21 protein-coding genes, 1 tRNA gene and 1 pseudogene are annotated in these 16,520 nt (G+C 72.6%); 7 read left to right on the top strand and 16 right to left on the bottom strand.

Annotation, left to right across the window (positions count from 1 at the left end):
• Positions 1–4 precede the first annotated feature (4 nt).
• Entirely contained in the window at positions 5–493 is a 489-nt protein-coding gene (locus ACFY9E_RS12790) for a MarR family transcriptional regulator (protein WP_390982275.1), read from the bottom strand.
• A gap of 216 nt (positions 494–709) precedes the next feature.
• On the opposite strand from ACFY9E_RS12790, the gene ACFY9E_RS12785 reads away from it, so the two are divergent.
• A complete protein-coding gene (locus ACFY9E_RS12785; RefSeq protein ID WP_352114339.1) occupies positions 710–907 on the top strand; it encodes a hypothetical protein in 198 nt (65 codons plus the stop codon).
• Between the two features lie 269 nt (positions 908–1,176).
• Here the strand turns inward: ACFY9E_RS12785 and ACFY9E_RS12780 are convergent, their stop codons facing one another.
• The 8 genes from ACFY9E_RS12780 to ACFY9E_RS12745 form a co-directional block, all read right to left on the bottom strand.
• Positions 1,177–2,079 (bottom strand): RNA polymerase sigma factor SigF, encoded by a 903-nt coding sequence (locus ACFY9E_RS12780; RefSeq protein WP_352114340.1) that lies wholly within the window; start codon positions 2,077–2,079, stop codon positions 1,177–1,179.
• A gap of 268 nt (positions 2,080–2,347) precedes the next feature.
• The gene (locus ACFY9E_RS12775) at positions 2,348–3,334 is read right to left on the bottom strand and encodes a SigB/SigF/SigG family RNA polymerase sigma factor (protein ID WP_390982271.1); all 987 of its coding nucleotides are present in this window, start codon (positions 3,332–3,334) and stop codon (positions 2,348–2,350) included.
• A gap of 179 nt (positions 3,335–3,513) precedes the next feature.
• A complete protein-coding gene (locus ACFY9E_RS12770) occupies positions 3,514–3,807 on the bottom strand; it encodes a Dabb family protein (RefSeq protein WP_390982269.1) in 294 nt (97 codons plus the stop codon).
• Positions 3,807–3,983 (bottom strand): hypothetical protein, encoded by a 177-nt coding sequence (locus tag ACFY9E_RS12765; RefSeq protein WP_031105388.1) that lies wholly within the window; start codon positions 3,981–3,983, stop codon positions 3,807–3,809. The genes ACFY9E_RS12770 and ACFY9E_RS12765 overlap by 1 nt, the downstream gene beginning before the upstream one ends.
• 115 nt (positions 3,984–4,098) lie before the next feature.
• Positions 4,099–4,183 (bottom strand) — tRNA-Ser (locus tag ACFY9E_RS12760).
• Between the two features lie 45 nt (positions 4,184–4,228).
• Positions 4,229–4,660: a tRNA adenosine(34) deaminase TadA gene (gene tadA, locus ACFY9E_RS12755; RefSeq protein ID WP_390982266.1), complete on the bottom strand. Its 432-nt coding sequence runs from the start codon at positions 4,658–4,660 to the stop codon at positions 4,229–4,231.
• Positions 4,661–4,716: 56 nt separating this feature from the next.
• The gene (locus ACFY9E_RS12750) at positions 4,717–5,259 is read right to left on the bottom strand and encodes a hypothetical protein (protein ID WP_390982264.1); all 543 of its coding nucleotides are present in this window, start codon (positions 5,257–5,259) and stop codon (positions 4,717–4,719) included.
• Between the two features lie 276 nt (positions 5,260–5,535).
• Positions 5,536–5,769, bottom strand: a complete 234-nt coding sequence (locus ACFY9E_RS12745) for a hypothetical protein (RefSeq protein WP_390982261.1) — start codon at positions 5,767–5,769, stop codon at positions 5,536–5,538.
• Between the two features lie 131 nt (positions 5,770–5,900).
• Between ACFY9E_RS12745 and upp the strand changes: the two genes are divergently transcribed.
• Positions 5,901–6,536 carry a uracil phosphoribosyltransferase gene (gene upp, locus ACFY9E_RS12740; protein ID WP_390982259.1) on the top strand — a complete coding sequence of 212 codons (636 nt, stop codon included), beginning with the start codon at positions 5,901–5,903 and terminating at the stop codon, positions 6,534–6,536.
• Between the two features lie 38 nt (positions 6,537–6,574).
• Here upp and ACFY9E_RS12735 read toward each other — a convergent pair whose 3' ends face one another.
• Positions 6,575–7,192: a LytR C-terminal domain-containing protein gene (locus ACFY9E_RS12735; protein WP_390983661.1), complete on the bottom strand. Its 618-nt coding sequence runs from the start codon at positions 7,190–7,192 to the stop codon at positions 6,575–6,577.
• Between the two features lie 121 nt (positions 7,193–7,313).
• Entirely contained in the window at positions 7,314–7,610 is a 297-nt protein-coding gene (locus tag ACFY9E_RS12730; RefSeq protein ID WP_003999914.1) for a type II toxin-antitoxin system VapB family antitoxin, read from the bottom strand.
• Between the two features lie 106 nt (positions 7,611–7,716).
• Between ACFY9E_RS12730 and ACFY9E_RS12725 the strand changes: the two are divergent.
• Positions 7,717–7,941, top strand: a pseudogene (locus tag ACFY9E_RS12725) (helicase HerA-like domain-containing protein); the annotation flags it as partial.
• Positions 7,942–8,013: 72 nt separating this feature from the next.
• On the opposite strand, the gene ACFY9E_RS12720 reads toward ACFY9E_RS12725, so the two are convergent.
• The 4 genes from ACFY9E_RS12720 to ACFY9E_RS12705 all read right to left on the bottom strand — a co-directional run bounded on the left by ACFY9E_RS12720 (position 8,014) and on the right by ACFY9E_RS12705 (position 10,391).
• On the bottom strand, positions 8,014–8,157 hold the full coding sequence (locus tag ACFY9E_RS12720) for a hypothetical protein (protein WP_390982255.1): 144 nt from the start codon (positions 8,155–8,157) through the stop codon (positions 8,014–8,016).
• Positions 8,158–8,211: 54 nt separating this feature from the next.
• Entirely contained in the window at positions 8,212–8,550 is a 339-nt protein-coding gene (locus ACFY9E_RS12715; protein WP_390982252.1) for a hypothetical protein, read from the bottom strand.
• Between the two features lie 488 nt (positions 8,551–9,038).
• Entirely contained in the window at positions 9,039–9,632 is a 594-nt protein-coding gene (locus ACFY9E_RS12710; RefSeq protein ID WP_390982250.1) for an HhH-GPD-type base excision DNA repair protein, read from the bottom strand.
• Between the two features lie 36 nt (positions 9,633–9,668).
• Positions 9,669–10,391 carry an SIP domain-containing protein gene (locus tag ACFY9E_RS12705; RefSeq protein ID WP_390983658.1) on the bottom strand — a complete coding sequence of 241 codons (723 nt, stop codon included), beginning with the start codon at positions 10,389–10,391 and terminating at the stop codon, positions 9,669–9,671.
• A 79-nt stretch (positions 10,392–10,470) separates the two neighbouring features.
• Here ACFY9E_RS12705 and ACFY9E_RS12700 point away from each other — a divergent pair, with 79 nt between their 5' ends.
• The 4 genes from ACFY9E_RS12700 to ACFY9E_RS12685 all read left to right on the top strand — a co-directional run bounded on the left by ACFY9E_RS12700 (position 10,471) and on the right by ACFY9E_RS12685 (position 15,576).
• Positions 10,471–12,567 (top strand): penicillin acylase family protein, encoded by a 2,097-nt coding sequence (locus tag ACFY9E_RS12700; protein WP_390982247.1) that lies wholly within the window; start codon positions 10,471–10,473, stop codon positions 12,565–12,567.
• Positions 12,560–13,168, top strand: a complete 609-nt coding sequence (locus ACFY9E_RS12695; RefSeq protein WP_390982244.1) for a GNAT family N-acetyltransferase — start codon at positions 12,560–12,562, stop codon at positions 13,166–13,168. The genes ACFY9E_RS12700 and ACFY9E_RS12695 overlap by 8 nt, the downstream gene beginning before the upstream one ends.
• Positions 13,165–13,644, top strand: a complete 480-nt coding sequence (locus ACFY9E_RS12690; protein ID WP_390982242.1) for a cupin domain-containing protein — start codon at positions 13,165–13,167, stop codon at positions 13,642–13,644. Before ACFY9E_RS12695 ends, ACFY9E_RS12690 begins: the two co-directional genes overlap by 4 nt.
• A 141-nt stretch (positions 13,645–13,785) precedes the next feature.
• A complete protein-coding gene (locus ACFY9E_RS12685) occupies positions 13,786–15,576 on the top strand; it encodes a copper resistance protein CopC (RefSeq protein ID WP_390983655.1) in 1,791 nt (596 codons plus the stop codon).
• Here the strand turns inward: ACFY9E_RS12685 and ACFY9E_RS12680 are convergent.
• Positions 15,476–16,444, bottom strand: coding sequence for a DUF72 domain-containing protein (locus tag ACFY9E_RS12680; protein ID WP_390982239.1), 969 nt, complete (start codon positions 16,442–16,444; stop codon positions 15,476–15,478). The genes ACFY9E_RS12685 and ACFY9E_RS12680 overlap by 101 nt on opposite strands.
• Positions 16,445–16,520: the final 76 nt, after the last annotated feature.

Here is a 16,520-nt window from a genome sequence, read left to right as displayed (position 1 = left end):
TTTCTTACGTGCTTGCGGGTGTACGGGTGGTCTGGTCGAAAGCGGCCGGCGCGACCCGGTTCCCGGGCCGGCAGTCGAAGCTCTCCCTCAGCCGCGCCATGAGGGTCGTGAGCTGGCCGACCTCCTCGTCGGTCCAGTCGCCCAGGCGCTCGGCGAGGACCTCGGTGGTCCGCCGGGACAGCTCGTCGAGCTGCACGCGGCCCGCGGGGGTGAGCCGCAGGATGCGCGAGCGTTTGTCCGCCGGGTCGGGGGAGCGTTCGATCCAGCCCCGGGCCACGACGTGCGCGACATGGCGGCTGGTGACCGACATGTCCACCGCCAGCAGCTCGGCGAGCTTGCTCATGCGCATGTCGCCGTGGCGGTCCAGCAGGGTCAGAACGGCCGCCGACCCGCCGGGGCACTCGGCGGGCATGATCCTGCCGAGCTCCCGCTTCACGGCGCCGAAGGCGCTGAACTGGCGGACCAGTTCTTCGTACTGCGCCCTGTCGGCCATGACACCTCCCGCTTTCGTTGCTTAGGGCAACCATAGGAGCTGTTGGTTGCTACAGGCAAATAAAAGAGGGGGTGGACGGTATAAAAAGTTGGCAAAGGCAAGTATTGCGGGAGTAAATGCGCTGGTCGCGAGCCCGGCGGTACGAGTCGGCCGGACAGAAACGGAACCCCTACCCCCACTTGGGGAGCCCCGCTGTTTTCGCTAGGGTCTCGGGCCATGGCTAACAACCAGGCCCCGCAGGGCAATCACGACCCCGCCGGCAGCACCCAGATGTTCCGCGCGTTCGTCGACGAGGCCCCGCAGGGCCGTCAGGCGGCGGCACCTTCCAGCAGCGGACCGCGCATCGGTCTCATCCTCGGCGTCATCGCCGCCGTGGCGGTCGTCGCGGCGGTGGCCTGGCTGGCACTGGCGTAACCCCACGCGGACTTCTCGGTACCCGGCGTCGCCTCAGACGCCGGGAGGGCCGCCCTGATCGGCACGCGTGCCCGCAGCCGGGCGGGACGGGCGGCCCGAAGCCGTGCGCTGCGGCGGGAAGCCGCAGCGCGACCACACCCGCCGGCGCGGCCCGACCCGCACCTGGTGTCAGGTACCGGCACGCGCACTCCCACCGAAGCCGATACAGGCCAACGGCGCGGCCCCAACGACCGCGCCCCAGCCCTCAGTCGGCCCCGATCGGCCCTCGGTCAGTCCGAGATCAGGCCTTCCCGGAGCTGTGCCAGCGTCCGGGTCAGCAGCCGGGAGACGTGCATCTGCGAGATGCCGACCTCCTCGCCGATCTGCGACTGCGTCATGTTCGCGAAGAAGCGGAGCATGATGATCCGCCGCTCGCGAGGCGGCAGCTTCGCCAGCAGCGGCTTCAGCGACTCGCGGTACTCCACACCCTCCAGCGCGGTGTCCTCGTACCCCAGCCGGTCCGCCAGCGACCCCTCGCCGCCGTCGTCCTCCGGCGCCGGCGAGTCGAGCGAGGACGCCGTGTAGGCGTTCCCCACCGCCAGCCCGTCGACGACGTCCTCCTCGGACACCCCGAGCACGGAGGCGAGTTCGGTCACCGTCGGCGACCGGTCCAGCTTCTGCGAGAGCTCGTCGCTGGCCTTGGTCAGGGCGAGCCGCAGCTCCTGCAGCCGGCGCGGCACGCGCACCGACCACGACGTGTCACGGAAGAACCGCTTGATCTCCCCGACCACCGTCGGCATCGCGAACGTCGGGAACTCCACGCCCCGTTCGCAGTCGAACCGGTCGATCGCCTTGATCAGCCCGATCGTGCCGACCTGGACGATGTCCTCCATCGGCTCGTTCCGGGACCGGAACCGCGCGGCGGCGTACCGCACCAGCGGGAGGTTGAGCTCGATGAGCGTGTCACGGACGTACGCACGCTCGGGGCTGTCCTCGTCGAGCGCGGCCAGCCGCAGGAACAGGGAGCGGGACAGGGTGCGGGTGTCGATGGCGCCCGCGGTCGGAAGGACCGGGACGGGCTCGGCCACGAGGGCCGGAGCCTCATCGATGGGGCCGAGTGAGTCGAGAGCATGGGGAGCTGACTCGCTCTCCGCGAGCGTGAGCACCTTCGAGCTGCCCTGTTCTGCGGACATGCCACCCCCTTTGGGTCGCGGGACGGTCGCGGCGGACGCTCCCGTCTGAGGAACGCAGCCTTCACCTGAATACCGGAGCCGGAGCTCCGGCAAACGCGCTTCACGCAGAATGTCACATGTCGGCAACACGCTGTAGTGACATGTCGACATCTGAGACGCGAATCCGCCCTGCAAACAAGGGGTCTGACGGCCTTTCGGCTCTCAACTACCGGAAAGCGCCCTGATGAGCGATTCCCTCCCCACGGTGACCTCTCGCCAACGTTTGCGGTTACGCGTCGATGCGGTTCGCAGACCGCAACCGCTGGAAGCTACGCGCGAGTAGCCGCGACACGTGCATCTGCGAGACACCGAGCTCCGCGCTGATCTGAGACTGCGTGAGGTTGCTGTAGTACCGCAGCAGCAGGATCCGCTGCTCCCGCTCCGGCAGCTGGACGAGCAGGTGCCGTACGAGGTCGCGGTGCTCCACGCCGTCCAGCGCGGGGTCCTCGTAGCCGAGCCGGTCCAGCAGCCCCGGCAGCCCGTCGCCCTCCTGCGCGGCCTCCAGGGAGGTCGCGTGGTACGACCGTCCGGCCTCGATGCAGGACAGCACCTCGTCCTCGGTGATGCGCAGCCGCTCGGCGATCTCCGCGGTCGTCGGGGTCCGCCCGAAGGCGGTCGTCAGGTCCTCCGTCGCACTGTTGACCTGCACCCACAGCTCGTGCAGCCGGCGCGGCACATGGACCGTGCGGACGTTGTCGCGGAAGTACCGCTTGATCTCGCCGACGACCGTGGGCATCGCGAAGGTCGGGAACTGCACGCCCCGGTCCGGGTCGAAGCGGTCGATGGCGTTGATGAGCCCGATCGTGCCGACCTGGACGACGTCCTCCATCGGCTCGTTGCGGGAGCGGAACCGGGCGGCCGCGTAGCGCACGAGCGGGAGGTTCGCCTCGATGAGCGCCCCGCGCACGCGGTCGTGCTCCGGGGTGCCCGGCTGGAGGTCCTTGAGCTGCGCGAAGAGGACCTGGGTGAGCGCCCGGGTGTCGGCCCCACGGCTGCTCCGCTGGGGAGCGGCCGGAGCGGTGTGAGCGGGTTCCGTGGCCGCGGCTTGAACGGGCGCTGCCTGCGCGGGCGCGGCCTGTGGAGGTGCGGCCTGTGGAGGTGCGGCCTGCGCGGGTGCGGCCTGGGGCGACGGCGACTGGGGTGGTGGTGGCTGAGGGGACGGAGCCTTGGGGGACGGTGCCTGAGGTGCGGTACTGGCCAGCACGGTCAACTCCACCTCGTCATCGTCAACTCATCCGTCAACTCTTCCATCAAAAGCGGTCATAGCATCACAAGACATGTGCACTGTGTGCAAGCACCCCATAACTACGTGTTGAGGAATGAAAGCCGCACAAATCAACTCAAGCAACAGAAGAGCCCCCTGTCATGGCGACAGGGGGCTCGGAGCGGCCGGTCTCAGAACTCGTAGTCCGCGATCACCCACGTGGCGAACTCACGCCACAGCGCGACACCCGCCTGGTGATCCGGGTGCTCCACGTACCTCCGCAGCGCGTCCGCGTCGTCGAAGGCCGAGTTGATGGCGAAGTCGTACGCGATGGGACGGTCGCTGACGTTCCAGCCGAGCTCCCAGAAGCGGATCTCGGGGATCGCGCCCTCGAGCGCGCGGAAGGCCTCGACGCCCTTCACGACCCGGGGGTCGTCGCGCTCGACGCCCTCGTTGAGCTTGAAGAGCACCAGGTGGCGGATCATCACTTTCCTCCGTTGGCGACCCACGTGGCGAAGTCGCCGAGGGCCTTGGCGGCGTCCGAAATGCCCTGGAAGCCTATCTGGACGTAGTCGGCTGCCTTGGCCGGGTCCGTGATGATCACGTACAACGCGAAGACCACCAGGGCGTAGACGGCGACCTTCTTCGCGTTCACCGCCATCGCGGCCTCCCCTGTCACTGGTGTCCCGTGCAGCGCACATGATCGCACGAAGGACCGATCACACGAAGGGGCGGACGCGCGAAGGGCCCCGTCGTCGGACGGGGCCCTTCTCAAGCGGTAGCGGAGGGATTTGAACCCTCGGTGACTTGCGCCACACTCGCTTTCGAGGCGAGCTCCTTCGGCCGCTCGGACACGCTACCGAGGGAGACCTTACAGCAAGGTGCCGCGTGCTTCGAAATCGGTATTCAGCGCCCGCGGAAGAACTCGGTGAGCAGTTCGGCGCACTGCTCGGCGAGCACTCCACCGATCACCTCGGGCCGGTGGTTGAGCCGCCGGTCGCGGAGCAGATCCCAGAGGGAGCCGGCCGCGCCGGCCTTCTCGTCACGGGCGCCGTAGACGAGCCGGTCGACGCGCGACTGCTGGATCGCGCCCGCGCACATCGTGCAGGGCTCCAGCGTCACCACGAGGGTGCAGCCGGCGAGCCGCCATTCGCCGAGCGCGGCCGCGGCCCGCCGCAGGGCGAGGACCTCCGCGTGGGCCGTCGGATCGCCGCCGGCCTCGCGTTCGTTGTGCCCGGCCGCGAGCACGGTCGTGCCGTCCGGGGCCAGGACGAGGGCGCCGACGGGGACGTCCCCGCCCCGGACGGCCTCGGCGGCCTCGTCCAGGGCGAGTCGCATCGCGGGCCGCCAGGGGTCCCGGACCGGATCCGGCGGTGCCGGGGTGGCGGGACCGGTCAGCGGACGGTCTCCAGGGTCTCCGAGGCGCCCAGGGACTCGGCGATCTCGTTGACGGCGTCCGTCGCCAGCGAGCGCAGTGCCTTCTCGCTCACGCCGAGGTCGTCCAGGATCAGGGCGTCGCCGACCGGGCCGTGCGGCACGGCCTCGGCGGAGGCGGCGGGCCCGGCGTCGTCGTCGGTGTCGTCCTCGTCGTCGTCGGAATCACCGTCCTCGGTGCCGTCGAGGTCGAGGGCGTCGAGGACGTCCCCGTCGTCCGGATCGCGGCCGAGCAGCTCGTCGGTGAGCAGGATCTCGCCGTAGCTGCTGCGCGCAGCGGCGGCGGCGTCCGAGACGTAGATGCGAGGGTCTTCCTCGCCGTCCACGCGGACGACGCCGAACCAGGCGTCCTCCTGCTCGATGAGCACGAGCACCGTGTCCTCGTCGGGGGAGGCTTCACGGGCGAGGTCGGCCAGATCCGACAGGGTTTCCACATCGTCGAGCTCTGTGTCGCTCGCTTCCCACCCGTCTTCGGTGCGCGCGAGCAGTGCGGCGAAGTACACCGTGACTCTCCCACTGGTCCTAGGCGTGCCGGTTGGAGGTCCCCCCGGCGGAGGTTACGGGCGGGGAGTGCTCGTCCGAGCCCCACCCACTCGGAATCGTGGCAGAAACAAGGCGTTCAGGGGACGTCTTCGGCCCCCTGTGTCCGGCAGTTCCGCTCGCACGCCCGTTGCCGCCACCTGCGGATCGTACGCGGCTTTGCCCCGCTGCACGCACGGTCAGCCGCGACAATCTCCGCGCGGTTCGTGATCTTTGCCGGAGGTTTCCACGCCCGTTTCCTACCAGCGGAACGTGCGCATGCGCATCGCGTGGCGCAGCCGGGCCGTCTTGGCGCGGCGCGGCTGGACGCGGTCGCGCAGTTCCCGGGCCTCGGCCAGATCGCGCAGGAACCGGGCACGACGCCGGCGGCGCTCGGCGTCGGACTCCTCGGTCCCGTCCGTGTGGCCGGGCTCCGGGTTCGTCCCCGGCCATGCGCGCGGCGACGGATCGTCTCGGAATTTCCGGTCGGGCATCAGGTTCACCATCCCCAGTCCGTCTTTCCCACGTTCCCCCGGACGGGCGGTTTGACGCCGGCGATCTCGCGCGGCCGTACGGCGGGCTCGCCGTGCGCTCCGGTGGATCCCGCCCGGTTACTGTTGTGGACATGCGTCTCCACGTCGTCGACCACCCTCTGGTCGCCCACAAACTCACCACGCTGCGCGACCAGCGCACCGACTCCGCGACCTTCCGCCGTCTCGCCGACGAGCTGGTCACCCTGCTCGCCTACGAGGCCACGCGTGACGTGCGCACCGAACAGGTCGACATCCAGACGCCGGTCGCGCGGACCACGGGCGTCAAGCTGTCCCACCCGCGGCCCCTGGTGGTGCCGATCCTGCGGGCCGGGCTCGGCATGCTGGACGGCATGGTCCGGCTGCTGCCGACCGCCGAGGTCGGCTTCCTCGGCATGATCCGCAACGAGGAGACGCTCCAGGCCTCCACGTACGCGACGCGCATGCCCGAGGACCTGTCCGGGCGTCAGGTGTATGTGCTCGACCCGATGCTCGCCACCGGGGGCACGCTGGTCGCGGCGATCCAGGAGCTGATCCGGCGCGGTGCCGACGACGTGACCGCCGTGGTGCTGCTGGCGGCCCCGGAGGGCGTCGAGATCATGGAGCGCGAGCTGGCGGGTACGCCGGTGACGGTCGTGACCGCATCGGTCGACGAGCGGCTGAACGAGCACGGCTACATCGTGCCGGGCCTCGGAGACGCGGGGGACCGGATGTACGGGTCTGCCGAGTAGGACCCCCGGGACCCGCGGCCACGCCCTCGGGGACGTGCTCAGCAGCCCTTCCGGGACGTCGGCGCCGGCTCGGGCCTGGCCGACTTGGTCAGCGCCCGGTCGGCGTCGCGCTGTTTCGCGAGGTCCTTGAAGGCGTCGCCGATGACGAGGTCGACGGCAGCGCCCTTGCGGGCGGCCTCGGTCCGTCGTTCGGCGCCCGGGAGCTGGGCGCCGAGCACGGGCAGCGTGGTGTCGAGCGCGGTGGCCGGGCCGAGCAGCAGCCCGGTGCCCTTGACCTTCTTGTCGTACTCCTTGGTCGCGTTGCCCACGTCGCCGATCTTGAAGCCGCGCTTCTTGAGCTCGTCGGCGGTCTTCTTCGCCAGGCCGCCGCGGGTGGTGGCGTTGAGCACGTTGACGGTGATCGTGCGCGGCTCGGGCAGGGGCTTGGCGCTGGGTGAGGCGCTCGCCTTGGTCTCGACGCCGCAGTCCGTCCCGTCACCGGCCGCCGAAGCCTCTCCGCCGCCGCCGGTGAAGACGTCGATGAGCTGCAGCGTGCCCCACCCGCCCACGCCGAGGACGACGACGGACGCGACGGTCAGGACGACGAGCCTGCCGCGCCGCCGGGGCCGGCGCATCTTGGGGTACTTGTTGCCCGTGATGCGGTACTTGCCGCCCATGCCGGGGGGAGTCAGCATGCTCATGAGCGCAGCGTAGTGCGCCCGGGCGACGATGCCTACTAGATGATCATTCGACGTCGCCCAGCGGAACCCGAAAGGGCCAACCCGCGACCGGCGGGGATCAGTCGAGTTCGAGCACGCGCGCGTGCAGCACCTGGCGCTGCTGGAGTGCCGCCCGCACCGCGCGGTGCAGTCCGTCCTCCAGGTACAGGTCGCCCTGCCACTTCACGACGTGCGCGAAGAGGTCGCCGTAGAACGTGGAGTCCTCGGCGAGCAGCGTTTCCAGATCGAGCTGACCCTTGGTCGTCACGAGCTGATCGAGGCGGACCGGGCGCGGCGCGACGTCCGCCCACTGCCGGGTGCTTTCCCGGCCGTGGTCGGGGTACGGCCGGCCGTTTCCGATGCGCTTGAAGATCACACGGAAAGCCTACCGGTCAAGACCTTCCGGGCGCAGCCTCGGCGCCGTAGTGCGGCGCTGAAAAAAACCCCACAAGGCGGTATGAACCGGGAACAGGGGACTGAATATGCCGGAGCGCGAGACCGTGCCGTCGGCTCCCGCACCGGAGGTGTCCGCCCGCGCCGCCGCCCTTCCGCGGGAGGCCCTGCGGATCGCCTCGGGCCGCCCTCCCCGGCGCGGGCCTCGACCCGGCCGTCCGGGCGGCCCGGCCCGCATGATTCGCTCGAAAGGAGTCGGCGTCTTCTTCGTGACGCGGACTGCGAAGGCCGTACCCGTCGAGGTCCTCGCCCGGCTCGGCCATCGTCCGGCACGCCCTCGGGGCGGCGGAGGCGTCAGTCGGCCCGCCTCCGCCGTCGCCCTCGGGTCAGCCGCGTTTCCCTTCCCCCGTGGGACGTTTCCGCGTGTCCGGCTCGGGCCGGGACGGGGCGGGGCGGGGCGGCCGGGGGGCGTTGCGGGCGGCCTCCGCGCGCACCAGGGCGCGCAGGACCGCGTACGGGTCTTGAAGCATGGCTGTTCCTCGTCGTTCCTCGTGGTTCCTGTTCCGTGCGGGCTGCCGGCCGGGTCAGCAGCGCAGGACTTCGGAACGCAGCGGGCGAGGGTCGTACGGCGGGCTCGGCGGTACGGCCACGCAGTGGTGCGCGGTGTACGCGGGCCCGGGGGCCCGGAGCGGCGCGGGGCTCAGCGGGACGGCGGTGCGGCGCGAGCCTCTGGCCGGTGGGCGCAGGGCGGAGTCGAGGACGTCGCACTCGACGGTGGTGCTCTCCCCGGAGACGGTGGCCGTCGGCCCCGCGTGGGCCTCGGCGTGGGCGCCCGGCACGAGCAGGGCTAGCAGCAGGACGAGCACCCGCAGCCAGGTGTTCCGGCGCGGGCCGCGGGGGACCGGCTGCGGGGCGGAGGTCACGGGAGGTCATTCCCGCCGTGCGCGGGACGTTCATCGCGTCGGCCGCGAGATCCGCCCGCTCGGCGTATGCCGGTCCCCGCGGCGCGCGGCCGTGACGGTCCCGGTGGCTCCGGCCGGTGGTTCTCCGGGGGCGGGGTGGGGGCGTGCGGCTCGCGGGGTGCGGAGGGGTGCGGGCCGTGCGGATCGGGCGGCCAGGTGTCCTGCGGGCCGGGCGGTGCGGCCCGGCCGGGTTGTTCGCGGGGGCCGGGGCCTCGGGGCGCTTGCGGATCGTGCGGCCAGGGGGCGGGCGGCCCGGATGGCGGGCGGGGGGACCGTCCGTGCTGTTCACGGCCCTGCCGGTCAGGGGATATCGGGCCCTCGGGCGCGCGGTCGGGGTCGGTGTCGTACTTCCGGCCCCGGGGGGAGCCGCTCGGTGGCTCGGCCATGGTTCATGCTCGGGTCCGGCCGGTGGGGCTCGCCACCCGGGCGGGCCAGGTGGACGACAGGCCCTACGTGCCGGAGGCCTTCGCCGCCTTCGCCGCCGCCTTCATCTCCTGCTTGTGTGCCCTCACCTTCACGAGCGACTCCGGGCCGGTGATGTCGGCGACCGAGCGGAAGGAGTCCGGGTCGCCGTAGGAGCCCGCCGCCTCCCGCCACCCCGTCGGCCGCACGCCGAGCTGTTTGCCGAGCAGGGCGAGGAAGATCTGGGCCTTCTGTTTGCCGAAGCCGGGCAGTTCGGCGAGTCGCTTCAGCAGTTCCTTGCCGGTGCCGACGTCCTTCCAGACGGCCTCGGCGTCACCGTCGTAGTGCTCGACGAGGTACTGGCACAGCTGCTGGATCCGCTTGGCCATGGAGCCCGGGTAGCGGTGCACCGCCGGTTTGCCGGAGAGCAGCGCGGCGAAGGCCTCCGGCTCGTGGGCGGCGATCTCGTGCGCGTCCAGGTCGTCGCCGCCGAGTCGCCGGGCGATCGTGGCCGGGCCCTTGAACGCCCACTCCATCGGAACCTGCTGGTCCAGCAGCATGCCGACCAGCGCGGCGAGCGGACTGCGGCCGAGCAGCGCGTCGGCCTCGGGATCCTGGGCGAGGTGAAGGGTGACGTCCATGCCCCGATCATCCCCCGGGGCGGGCCCTCCCGCTGCTCAGGTCGCCCGCCAGTAGCCCAGCGCGTGCACCCGCTGCTTGGGCAGGCCCAGTTCCTTGCGGACGTACGCCGCGAGCGTCCGGGTCGTCGCGGTGTCGCAGGCGATCCAGACGTACGGGTCGGAGGTGTCCCGGAGCAGGCCGGGCAGGTCCGACTTCACCCGGTCGACGAGGTGGGCGCCGCGGTCCTGGCGCGGCACCTTGCGCAGCTCGTGCCGGGCCGGGTCGGTGCGGTGCGGCAGGTCGTCGTCGCCGCCCTCGAACCAGACGGTCGCCGGGGCGGAACCCAGGGCGTCCAGGAGCGAGTTGAGGGCCGGGAGCGAGGCCGGGTCGCCGACGGCGAAGACGTGCGAGGGCGCGGGGTCCGGGTGCTCGAAGCCGGTGCCCTGGACGGTCGCCTCGATGGTGTCGCCCGGTTTCGCCGCCCTGGCCCAGTCGCTGGCACACCCCTCGTGCAGGGCGAACTCCAGGGCGAAGGTGCCGGTCTCGGTGTCCGGGTCGACCAGCGTGTAGGCCCGCTGGTGCGGCTTGCCCGCGTTGTCGAACCACAGCCGTACCCACATGGTGGGGTGCACTCCGGTCGCGGCCAGCAGACCGCCGTCGGTGAAGCGCAGCCGCCGGTAGTCCGGGGTGACGTCCTCGACGTCCGTGACCGTGAACTCGAAGTCCTTGCCGCGCAGCAGTTTGAGGACCGCGCCCTCCCAACCCCGCCCCTGCCCCATCGCGCCCTCACCCTTCACGTACCATTCCGCCACGGATTGACTTAGGCAAGCCTAACCTAAAGGGAAGAAGGGGCACAGCGTGGCCACCGAGATCTACCGTGACGCCTGGGGCATCCCGCATCTGCGCGCGGGCAGCGCGGCCGGGCTCGCCCACGCGCAGGGCGTGGTCACCGCCCGGGACCGGGCCTGGCAGCTGGAGATCGAGCGCCACCGGGCGCAGGGCACCTCGGCGTCCTTCCTCGGCGGAAGCGCCCTGGCCTGGGACCGGTTCGTAAGACGGGCCAGAGTCGACGACACCGCGAGACGCTGCTTCGCGGCCCTGGGGGAAGAGGACCCCGAGACGGCGCGGTGGGTGCGCGCGTACGTCGACGGGGTCAACGAGGGGCTCGCCGGCGGCACCGCCCCTGAGTTCGCCCGCACCGGCCTCACCCCGGGCCGCTGGGAACCCTGGACCCCGCTCGGCGTCTGGCTCGCCACGCACATCCTCTTCGCCGGGTTCCCGGCCAAGCTCTGGCGTGAGCAGGTCGCGGCCCACCTGGGCACGGACGCCATCGGCCTCTTCGCCACCGACGGCCCCGGCACCTCCGGCAGCAACGGCTGGCTGGTCAGCGGCGAGCGGACGGTCACCGGGCAGGCGGTCATCGCCGGCGACCCCCACCGCTGGATCGAGGACCCGGGCGTCTACCAGCAGATCCACCTGTCCTGCCCGGAGTTCGACGTCGTGGGCCTGGCCGTCCCCGGCGTGCCCGGCATCGCCCACTTCGGGCACACCGGCACGGTCGCCTGGGCCATCACCAACGCCATGGCCGACTACCAGGACCTCTACCGGGAACGGCTGCGGCGCACCGGTGCCGGTGTGGAGGCCCTCGGCCCGGACGGGGTCTGGCGGCGGGCGGCCCGGCACACCGAGACCGTCGAGGTGGCGGGTGAGGAGCCGGTCGAGGTCGAGGTGATCGAAACCGCCCGGGGCCCGGTGATCATCGGCGGACCCGAGGGCCTCGACGGCGACCCGGCCGACCCGGCCGATCCCTCCGGCGGGCCCGTGGCGATCAGCCTGCGCTACCCGCCCCGCGTCACCGCGGACCTCGGCTTCGGCGCCCTGCTGCCGCTGCTGCGGGCCCGCCGGGTCGCCGACGTGGACCGGGCCTTCGACCGCTGGGCCGAACCGGTCAACGTCGTCCAGGCCGCCGACACCGAGGGCGGTGTCCTGCACCGCGTGGCCGGACGGGTGCCGCGCCGCGCCGGAACCAACTCCCTGCGCCTGGTGCCCGCCTGGGAGCCCGGTCACGAGTGGCGGGGCTGGCACGAGACGCCCCGCGCCGGGCTCACCGACGGCGTCGCCGTCATGGCCAACCAGCGCGGCCCGTCCGGGCCCCTCGGCGTCGAGTTCGCCCCGCCGCACCGCGCCGACCGCATCGCCGCGCTGCTCGCCGGCAAGGAGCGCTGGTCCGCCGCCGGCATGCCCGCGATCCACACGGACACCCACCTGGCCTCCGCGTCCTCCCTCCTGGACCACCTCGGCGCCCTCGACGACCTCACACCCGAGGCCGCCGCCCTCCGGGACCGGCTCCTCGGCTGGGACCGCCACATGGACGCCGACAGCGCCGACGCGGCCCTCTACGCGGCCGTGCGCGCGGCGGTCGTACGGCGGCTCGCGGCGGACCCGGTGTTCACCCCGCTCGCCGCACCCCCGGCGTACCCGGACGTCTTCCAGCCCTGGCTGGCCCTCGTCCCCCGGGTCGCCTTCGCCCTCGAACACCTGCTGCGGACCGGGGCCCTGTACGGAATCGACCGCCCGGCGGCCGTCCGCGCGGCGATCGAGGACGTCGCCGCACAGCCCCCGGCCGGGGTCTGGGGCGACACCCACTGCCTCGCCCCCTGGCGGGCGCTGGAGCCGGAGCGGCCCTACGACGAACCGGCGCTGTCCGGCGACCACGACTGCGTGCTGTGCACCTCGGGCGTGCCGGGCCTCACCGACCGCGCCGCCAGGGGCCCGGCCGCCCGGTACGTCTGGGACCTGGCCCGGCGCGACGACAGCCGCTGGGTGGTTCCGCTCGGCGCCTCGGGCGTTCCCGGCTCGCCCCACCACCGCGACCAGCTCCCCCTGTGGCTCGCGGGAGACCTCGTCCCGGTCGTCACCGACTGGACCCGGCTGGAGAAGGAAACCGATGTCTGACCCGTACGCCTCCCGCACGCCGCTCCACGAGCAGCCGATCGACGGCTTCGGCACCGTCCGCGTGCTGCCGCTGGACCCCGCGGCCGATGCCGCCGTGATCCACCACTGGGTCAGCGAGGAGCGGGCCGTCTTCTGGGGCATGACCGGGCTGACCGAACAACAGGTCGCCGGGATCTACGCCCACATGGCCACGCTCGACACCCACCACGCCCACCTCGTCGTCCGGGACGGCGAGCCGGTCGCGCTCCTGCAGACCTACGAGCCGGAGGCCGACCGCGTCAGCGAGTGCTACACCGTCCGCCCCGGCGACATCGGTGTCCACCTGCTCCTCGCCCCCGCCGGCCCGGGTGGCGGACAGCCCGGCTGGACGGCCCGTCTCGTGTCGGTCGTCGCCGCATACGTCCTGCTCGGCCTGGGCCGCAGGCGGGTCGTGGTCGACCCGGACGTGCGCAACGAGAAGGCGATCGCCCGTTTCCTCAGCATGGGCTTCACCCCCGGGCCGGTGGTGGCCCTGCCGGAGATCGACCTCCCGGACGTGTACCTGCCGGAGAAGAAGGCCCAGCTCGCCTTCCTGGACCGGGAGATACTGTTCCCCGGGTGACGCCAGAGGACCTCATCGCCCACTACCGACTCGAGCCGATCCCGCGTGAGGGCGGCCTGTTCCGCCAGACCTGGGCCGGCCCCGAACGCCCCGACGGCAGGCCGGAGGGCACGGCGATCGTCGCGCTCCTGACAGCGGACGACTTCTCCGCCCTCCACCGCCTGCCGACGGACGAGATCTGGCACTTCTACCGGGGTGATCCCCTGGAGCTCCTTCTGCTCGCCCCGGACGGCGGCATCCGGACGGTGGTCCTCGGGCCGGACCTCCTCCACGGCCAGCACGTCCAGTTCACGGTCCCGGCCGGCACCTGGATGGGCGGCAGGGTGAGCGAGGGCGGCTCATGGACCCTGTTCGGCTGCACGATGGCCCCGGGCTTCACGTTCGAGGGCTACGAACACGCGGACGCGGCGGAACTGACGGCTCGTTTCCCGGCAGCGGCGGACCGGATCCGCGCACTCTGCAGGCCTTCCGCCTAGCCGCACCCCACCCCGTTGAGCGCCGCACCGGTCCCGTCCGTACATAACGCGGAGCCGTCCAGCCCGACCCCGGAGAACCACGTGGACCAACGGCGGAACGAGGATCGCAAGGCCGGACACCCCCGGCGATGCCAGGCCCTGGTGCTGCTCGGCGCCGTGCTGGTACTGCTCCTCGCCGGAGCGGCCCCCGCATCCGCCCACGCCGCCCTCCGCGCCACCGACCCCGACGACGGCTCGGTCCTCCGACAGGCTCCCCGCCACGTCACCCTGACCTTCACCGAGTCCGTCGGCCTGCTCGACGACTCCTTCCGGGTCTTCGGGCCCGACCAGCGCCGGGTCCACACCGGTGAGGCCACGCACGCCGACGGCCGCTCCGACACGGCCCGGGTCGGCCTGCCCGGCAAGCTCGCCCAGGGCACCTACACGGTGGCCTGGCGGGTGGTCTCCGCCGACAGCCACCCGGTTTCCGGCGCCTTCAGCTTCTCCGTGGGGAAACGCTCCGCGACCACGTTCCAGGCCGACACGGGCCCGGCCGAGGACCCGCTCACCCGCGGCCTCTACGACGCCGCCCGCTACCTCGCCTACCTCGCCGCCGCGCTGCTCGTCGGCACGGCGGCGTTCGCGCTGCTGTGCCGGCCCGCGGACACCTCCCCGCTGCGCCGGCCGCTGGTGGCGGCCTGGTGGACGCTGCTGGGTTCGACGGCCGTCCTGCTCCTGCTGCGCGCCCCCTACGAGGCGGGCACGGGCCCGGCCTCGGCCTTCGACGCCTCCGCCCTGGGCCGCACCCTCACCGGCCGCCCCGGCGAGGCCCTGCTCGCCCGGCTGGTCATCCTCCTGCTGACCGCCGCCTTCCTGGTACGGCTGTCCAGGCGCCGTGAACGACGAGGGCCGGCCACGCTGGCCACCGGCACCGTCCTGGCCGCCGCCCTGGCGCTGACCTGGGCGGCGGCCGAGCACGCCTCCGCCGGAATCCAGGTGCCGCTGGCGATGACGTCGTCCGTACTGCACCTGCTGGCCACCGGTGTCTGGCTCGGCGGCCTGGTGGCGCTGCTGCTGACCCTGCGCCGCGCCTCCGACGACCTGGTGGAGGTCGTGCCCCGCTTCTCGCGGATCGCCTTCGCCTCGGTGACCGTCCTGGCCGTCACGGGCCTCTACCAGTCCTGGCGCGGCCTCGGCTCCCTCTTCGCGCTGACGAGCACGTCGTACGGCCGGCTGCTGCTCGCCAAACTGGCCGGGGTGGCCGTGCTGTTGCTGGTGGCCGGGTACTCGCGGCGCTGGACGCAGCGGCTCGCGGCACCGGCGACGGCCGTCCGGGCAGCCGCACCGGCCCGGGTCCCGCAGCCCGTCGGCGCACCGGCGGAACACGGCGAACCCGGGGAGCCGGAGGGGTCCGGTGGAGCGGCGGAGGAGCCCCCCGCGTCCGACGCCGACCGGGACGACCGACGCCGCCGGCTGCATCGCTCCGTGCTCGTCGAGGTCGCCGTCGCCGCCGTGGTGCTGATGATCACGACCGTGCTCACGGGAACCCTGCCGGGCCGCGCCCAGGCGGAGGCGGCCGAGCAGGCCCCGGCGGGTTCGCTCCCGCCCACCACCCAGACGACCGTGCCCTTCGACACGGGCGCCGCGTCCCTGACCGGCCGCGGCGCGGTGCACGTCACCCTGGATCCGGCCCGCGTCGGCGAGAACGGCGTCCAAGCGGTGGTCTACGGCTCCGACACGGGCCTGGTCGTCGTCCCCGAGGTCCGCATCACCTTCACCCTGCCCTCCCGGAAGATCGGACCGATCGACGCCGAACTCACCGACCGGGGCGGCTACTGGAGCACCAACTCCGTCAACCTGCCGCTCGCCGGGAACTGGACGATGAAGACGACGGTGCGGGTGTCGGACGTGGACCAGGTGTCGGTCGAGCGTCGGGTGCGGATCGAGCCCTAGGCAGCCGCACCGCCGCCGACGGGTCGTCGCCGAGGAGCCGTGTCATGGTCTCGGCGGCGCTGACGGCGGCGTCGCCGCAGCAGTTGTTGAACAGCACGTGGACCTGTTCGGTCCGCTCGGCCAGCCGGCGCACGCGGGGCAGCCACCCGGCGAGTTCTTCCTCGTCGTAGGCGTACCGGAACCGGTCCTCCTTGCTGCCGGTCCCCCAGGCGGCGCTGCGGCCGTGGAACCGGACGACGGACAGCCGTGGCGAGGTCACGGGGGTGACGGGCGGGACGGACGAGGGCAGGGTCTGCGTCATGTCGACGGCGACCGCGGCCATGCCGTGCCGGGCCAGCAGGGCGTGCGTCACCTCGTCCTGCCCCGGCTCCCACCAGGAGGGGTGCCGGAACTCGACGGCGAGCGGCCAGTCTTCGGCCCGCTCGGCGCACTCCCGGAGGAACGCCTCCGCCCGCTGTCCGGGCCGGAACCAGGGCGGGAACTGGAACAGCACGCTCCCGAGCCGCCCGGCCTCCCGCAGCGGCGCGATCCCGGCCGTGAACCGGGCCCACACCTCGTCGAGCACCGCCGGGTCGCGGTGCTCGGCCGGCAGCCCGTCCGGCATCACCGCCTCCCGGGTGGGATGCCCGGTCAGCAGCGAGAACGCCTTCACGTCGAACACGAACCCGTCCGGTGTCCGCTCGGCCCACAGCCGGCTGTTCCGCTCGCTCGGCAGCGCGTAGTACGAGGCGTCGACCTCGACGACCGGGAACCGCTCGGCGTAGTGCCGTAACCGCCCCTCGGCGTCCCGGCGCCCCGCCGGATACCAGCCGCTGCCGACCAGTGCCCGGTCGGTCCAGGAACACGTGCCCACGCGGATCTCACCCATGGGGGAGCGGTTACCCGGGCCGGGCGGCGGCAGGCTCCCCTTCTCGCGGGGGCACCCCGGTGATACCTGGCCTAAT

The sequence above is a fragment of the Streptomyces sp. NPDC012466 genome (assembly GCF_042955215.1).
Lineage (GTDB): Bacteria > Actinomycetota > Actinomycetes > Streptomycetales > Streptomycetaceae > Streptomyces.
Note: the sequence above shows the minus strand (reverse complement) of the source record. Positions and strands in the feature narration are given on the sequence as shown.

What these genes read in the sequence shown, in the direction of transcription:
- ACFY9E_RS12695 (WP_390982244.1), top strand. Translation starts at nt 12,560, where the DNA reads ATGTCTGACCCGTACGCCTCCCGCACGCCGCTCCACGAGCAGCCGATC.
- ACFY9E_RS12735 (WP_390983661.1), bottom strand. Translation starts at nt 7,192, where the DNA reads ATGGGCGGCAAGTACCGCATCACGGGCAACAAGTACCCCAAGATGCGC.
- ACFY9E_RS12780 (WP_352114340.1), bottom strand. Translation starts at nt 2,079, where the DNA reads ATGTCCGCAGAACAGGGCAGCTCGAAGGTGCTCACGCTCGCGGAGAGC.
- tadA (WP_390982266.1), bottom strand. Translation starts at nt 4,660, where the DNA reads ATGCGACTCGCCCTGGACGAGGCCGCCGAGGCCGTCCGGGGCGGGGAC.
- ACFY9E_RS12770 (WP_390982269.1), bottom strand. Translation starts at nt 3,807, where the DNA reads ATGATCCGCCACCTGGTGCTCTTCAAGCTCAACGAGGGCGTCGAGCGC.
- ACFY9E_RS12765 (WP_031105388.1), bottom strand. Translation starts at nt 3,983, where the DNA reads ATGGCGGTGAACGCGAAGAAGGTCGCCGTCTACGCCCTGGTGGTCTTC.
- ACFY9E_RS12680 (WP_390982239.1), bottom strand. Translation starts at nt 16,444, where the DNA reads ATGGGTGAGATCCGCGTGGGCACGTGTTCCTGGACCGACCGGGCACTG.
- ACFY9E_RS12785 (WP_352114339.1), top strand. Translation starts at nt 710, where the DNA reads ATGGCTAACAACCAGGCCCCGCAGGGCAATCACGACCCCGCCGGCAGC.
- upp (WP_390982259.1), top strand. Translation starts at nt 5,901, where the DNA reads ATGCGTCTCCACGTCGTCGACCACCCTCTGGTCGCCCACAAACTCACC.
- ACFY9E_RS12790 (WP_390982275.1), bottom strand. Translation starts at nt 493, where the DNA reads ATGGCCGACAGGGCGCAGTACGAAGAACTGGTCCGCCAGTTCAGCGCC.
- ACFY9E_RS12745 (WP_390982261.1), bottom strand. Translation starts at nt 5,769, where the DNA reads ATGCCCGACCGGAAATTCCGAGACGATCCGTCGCCGCGCGCATGGCCG.
- ACFY9E_RS12710 (WP_390982250.1), bottom strand. Translation starts at nt 9,632, where the DNA reads ATGGACGTCACCCTTCACCTCGCCCAGGATCCCGAGGCCGACGCGCTG.
- ACFY9E_RS12720 (WP_390982255.1), bottom strand. Translation starts at nt 8,157, where the DNA reads ATGCTTCAAGACCCGTACGCGGTCCTGCGCGCCCTGGTGCGCGCGGAG.
- ACFY9E_RS12705 (WP_390983658.1), bottom strand. Translation starts at nt 10,391, where the DNA reads ATGGGGCAGGGGCGGGGTTGGGAGGGCGCGGTCCTCAAACTGCTGCGC.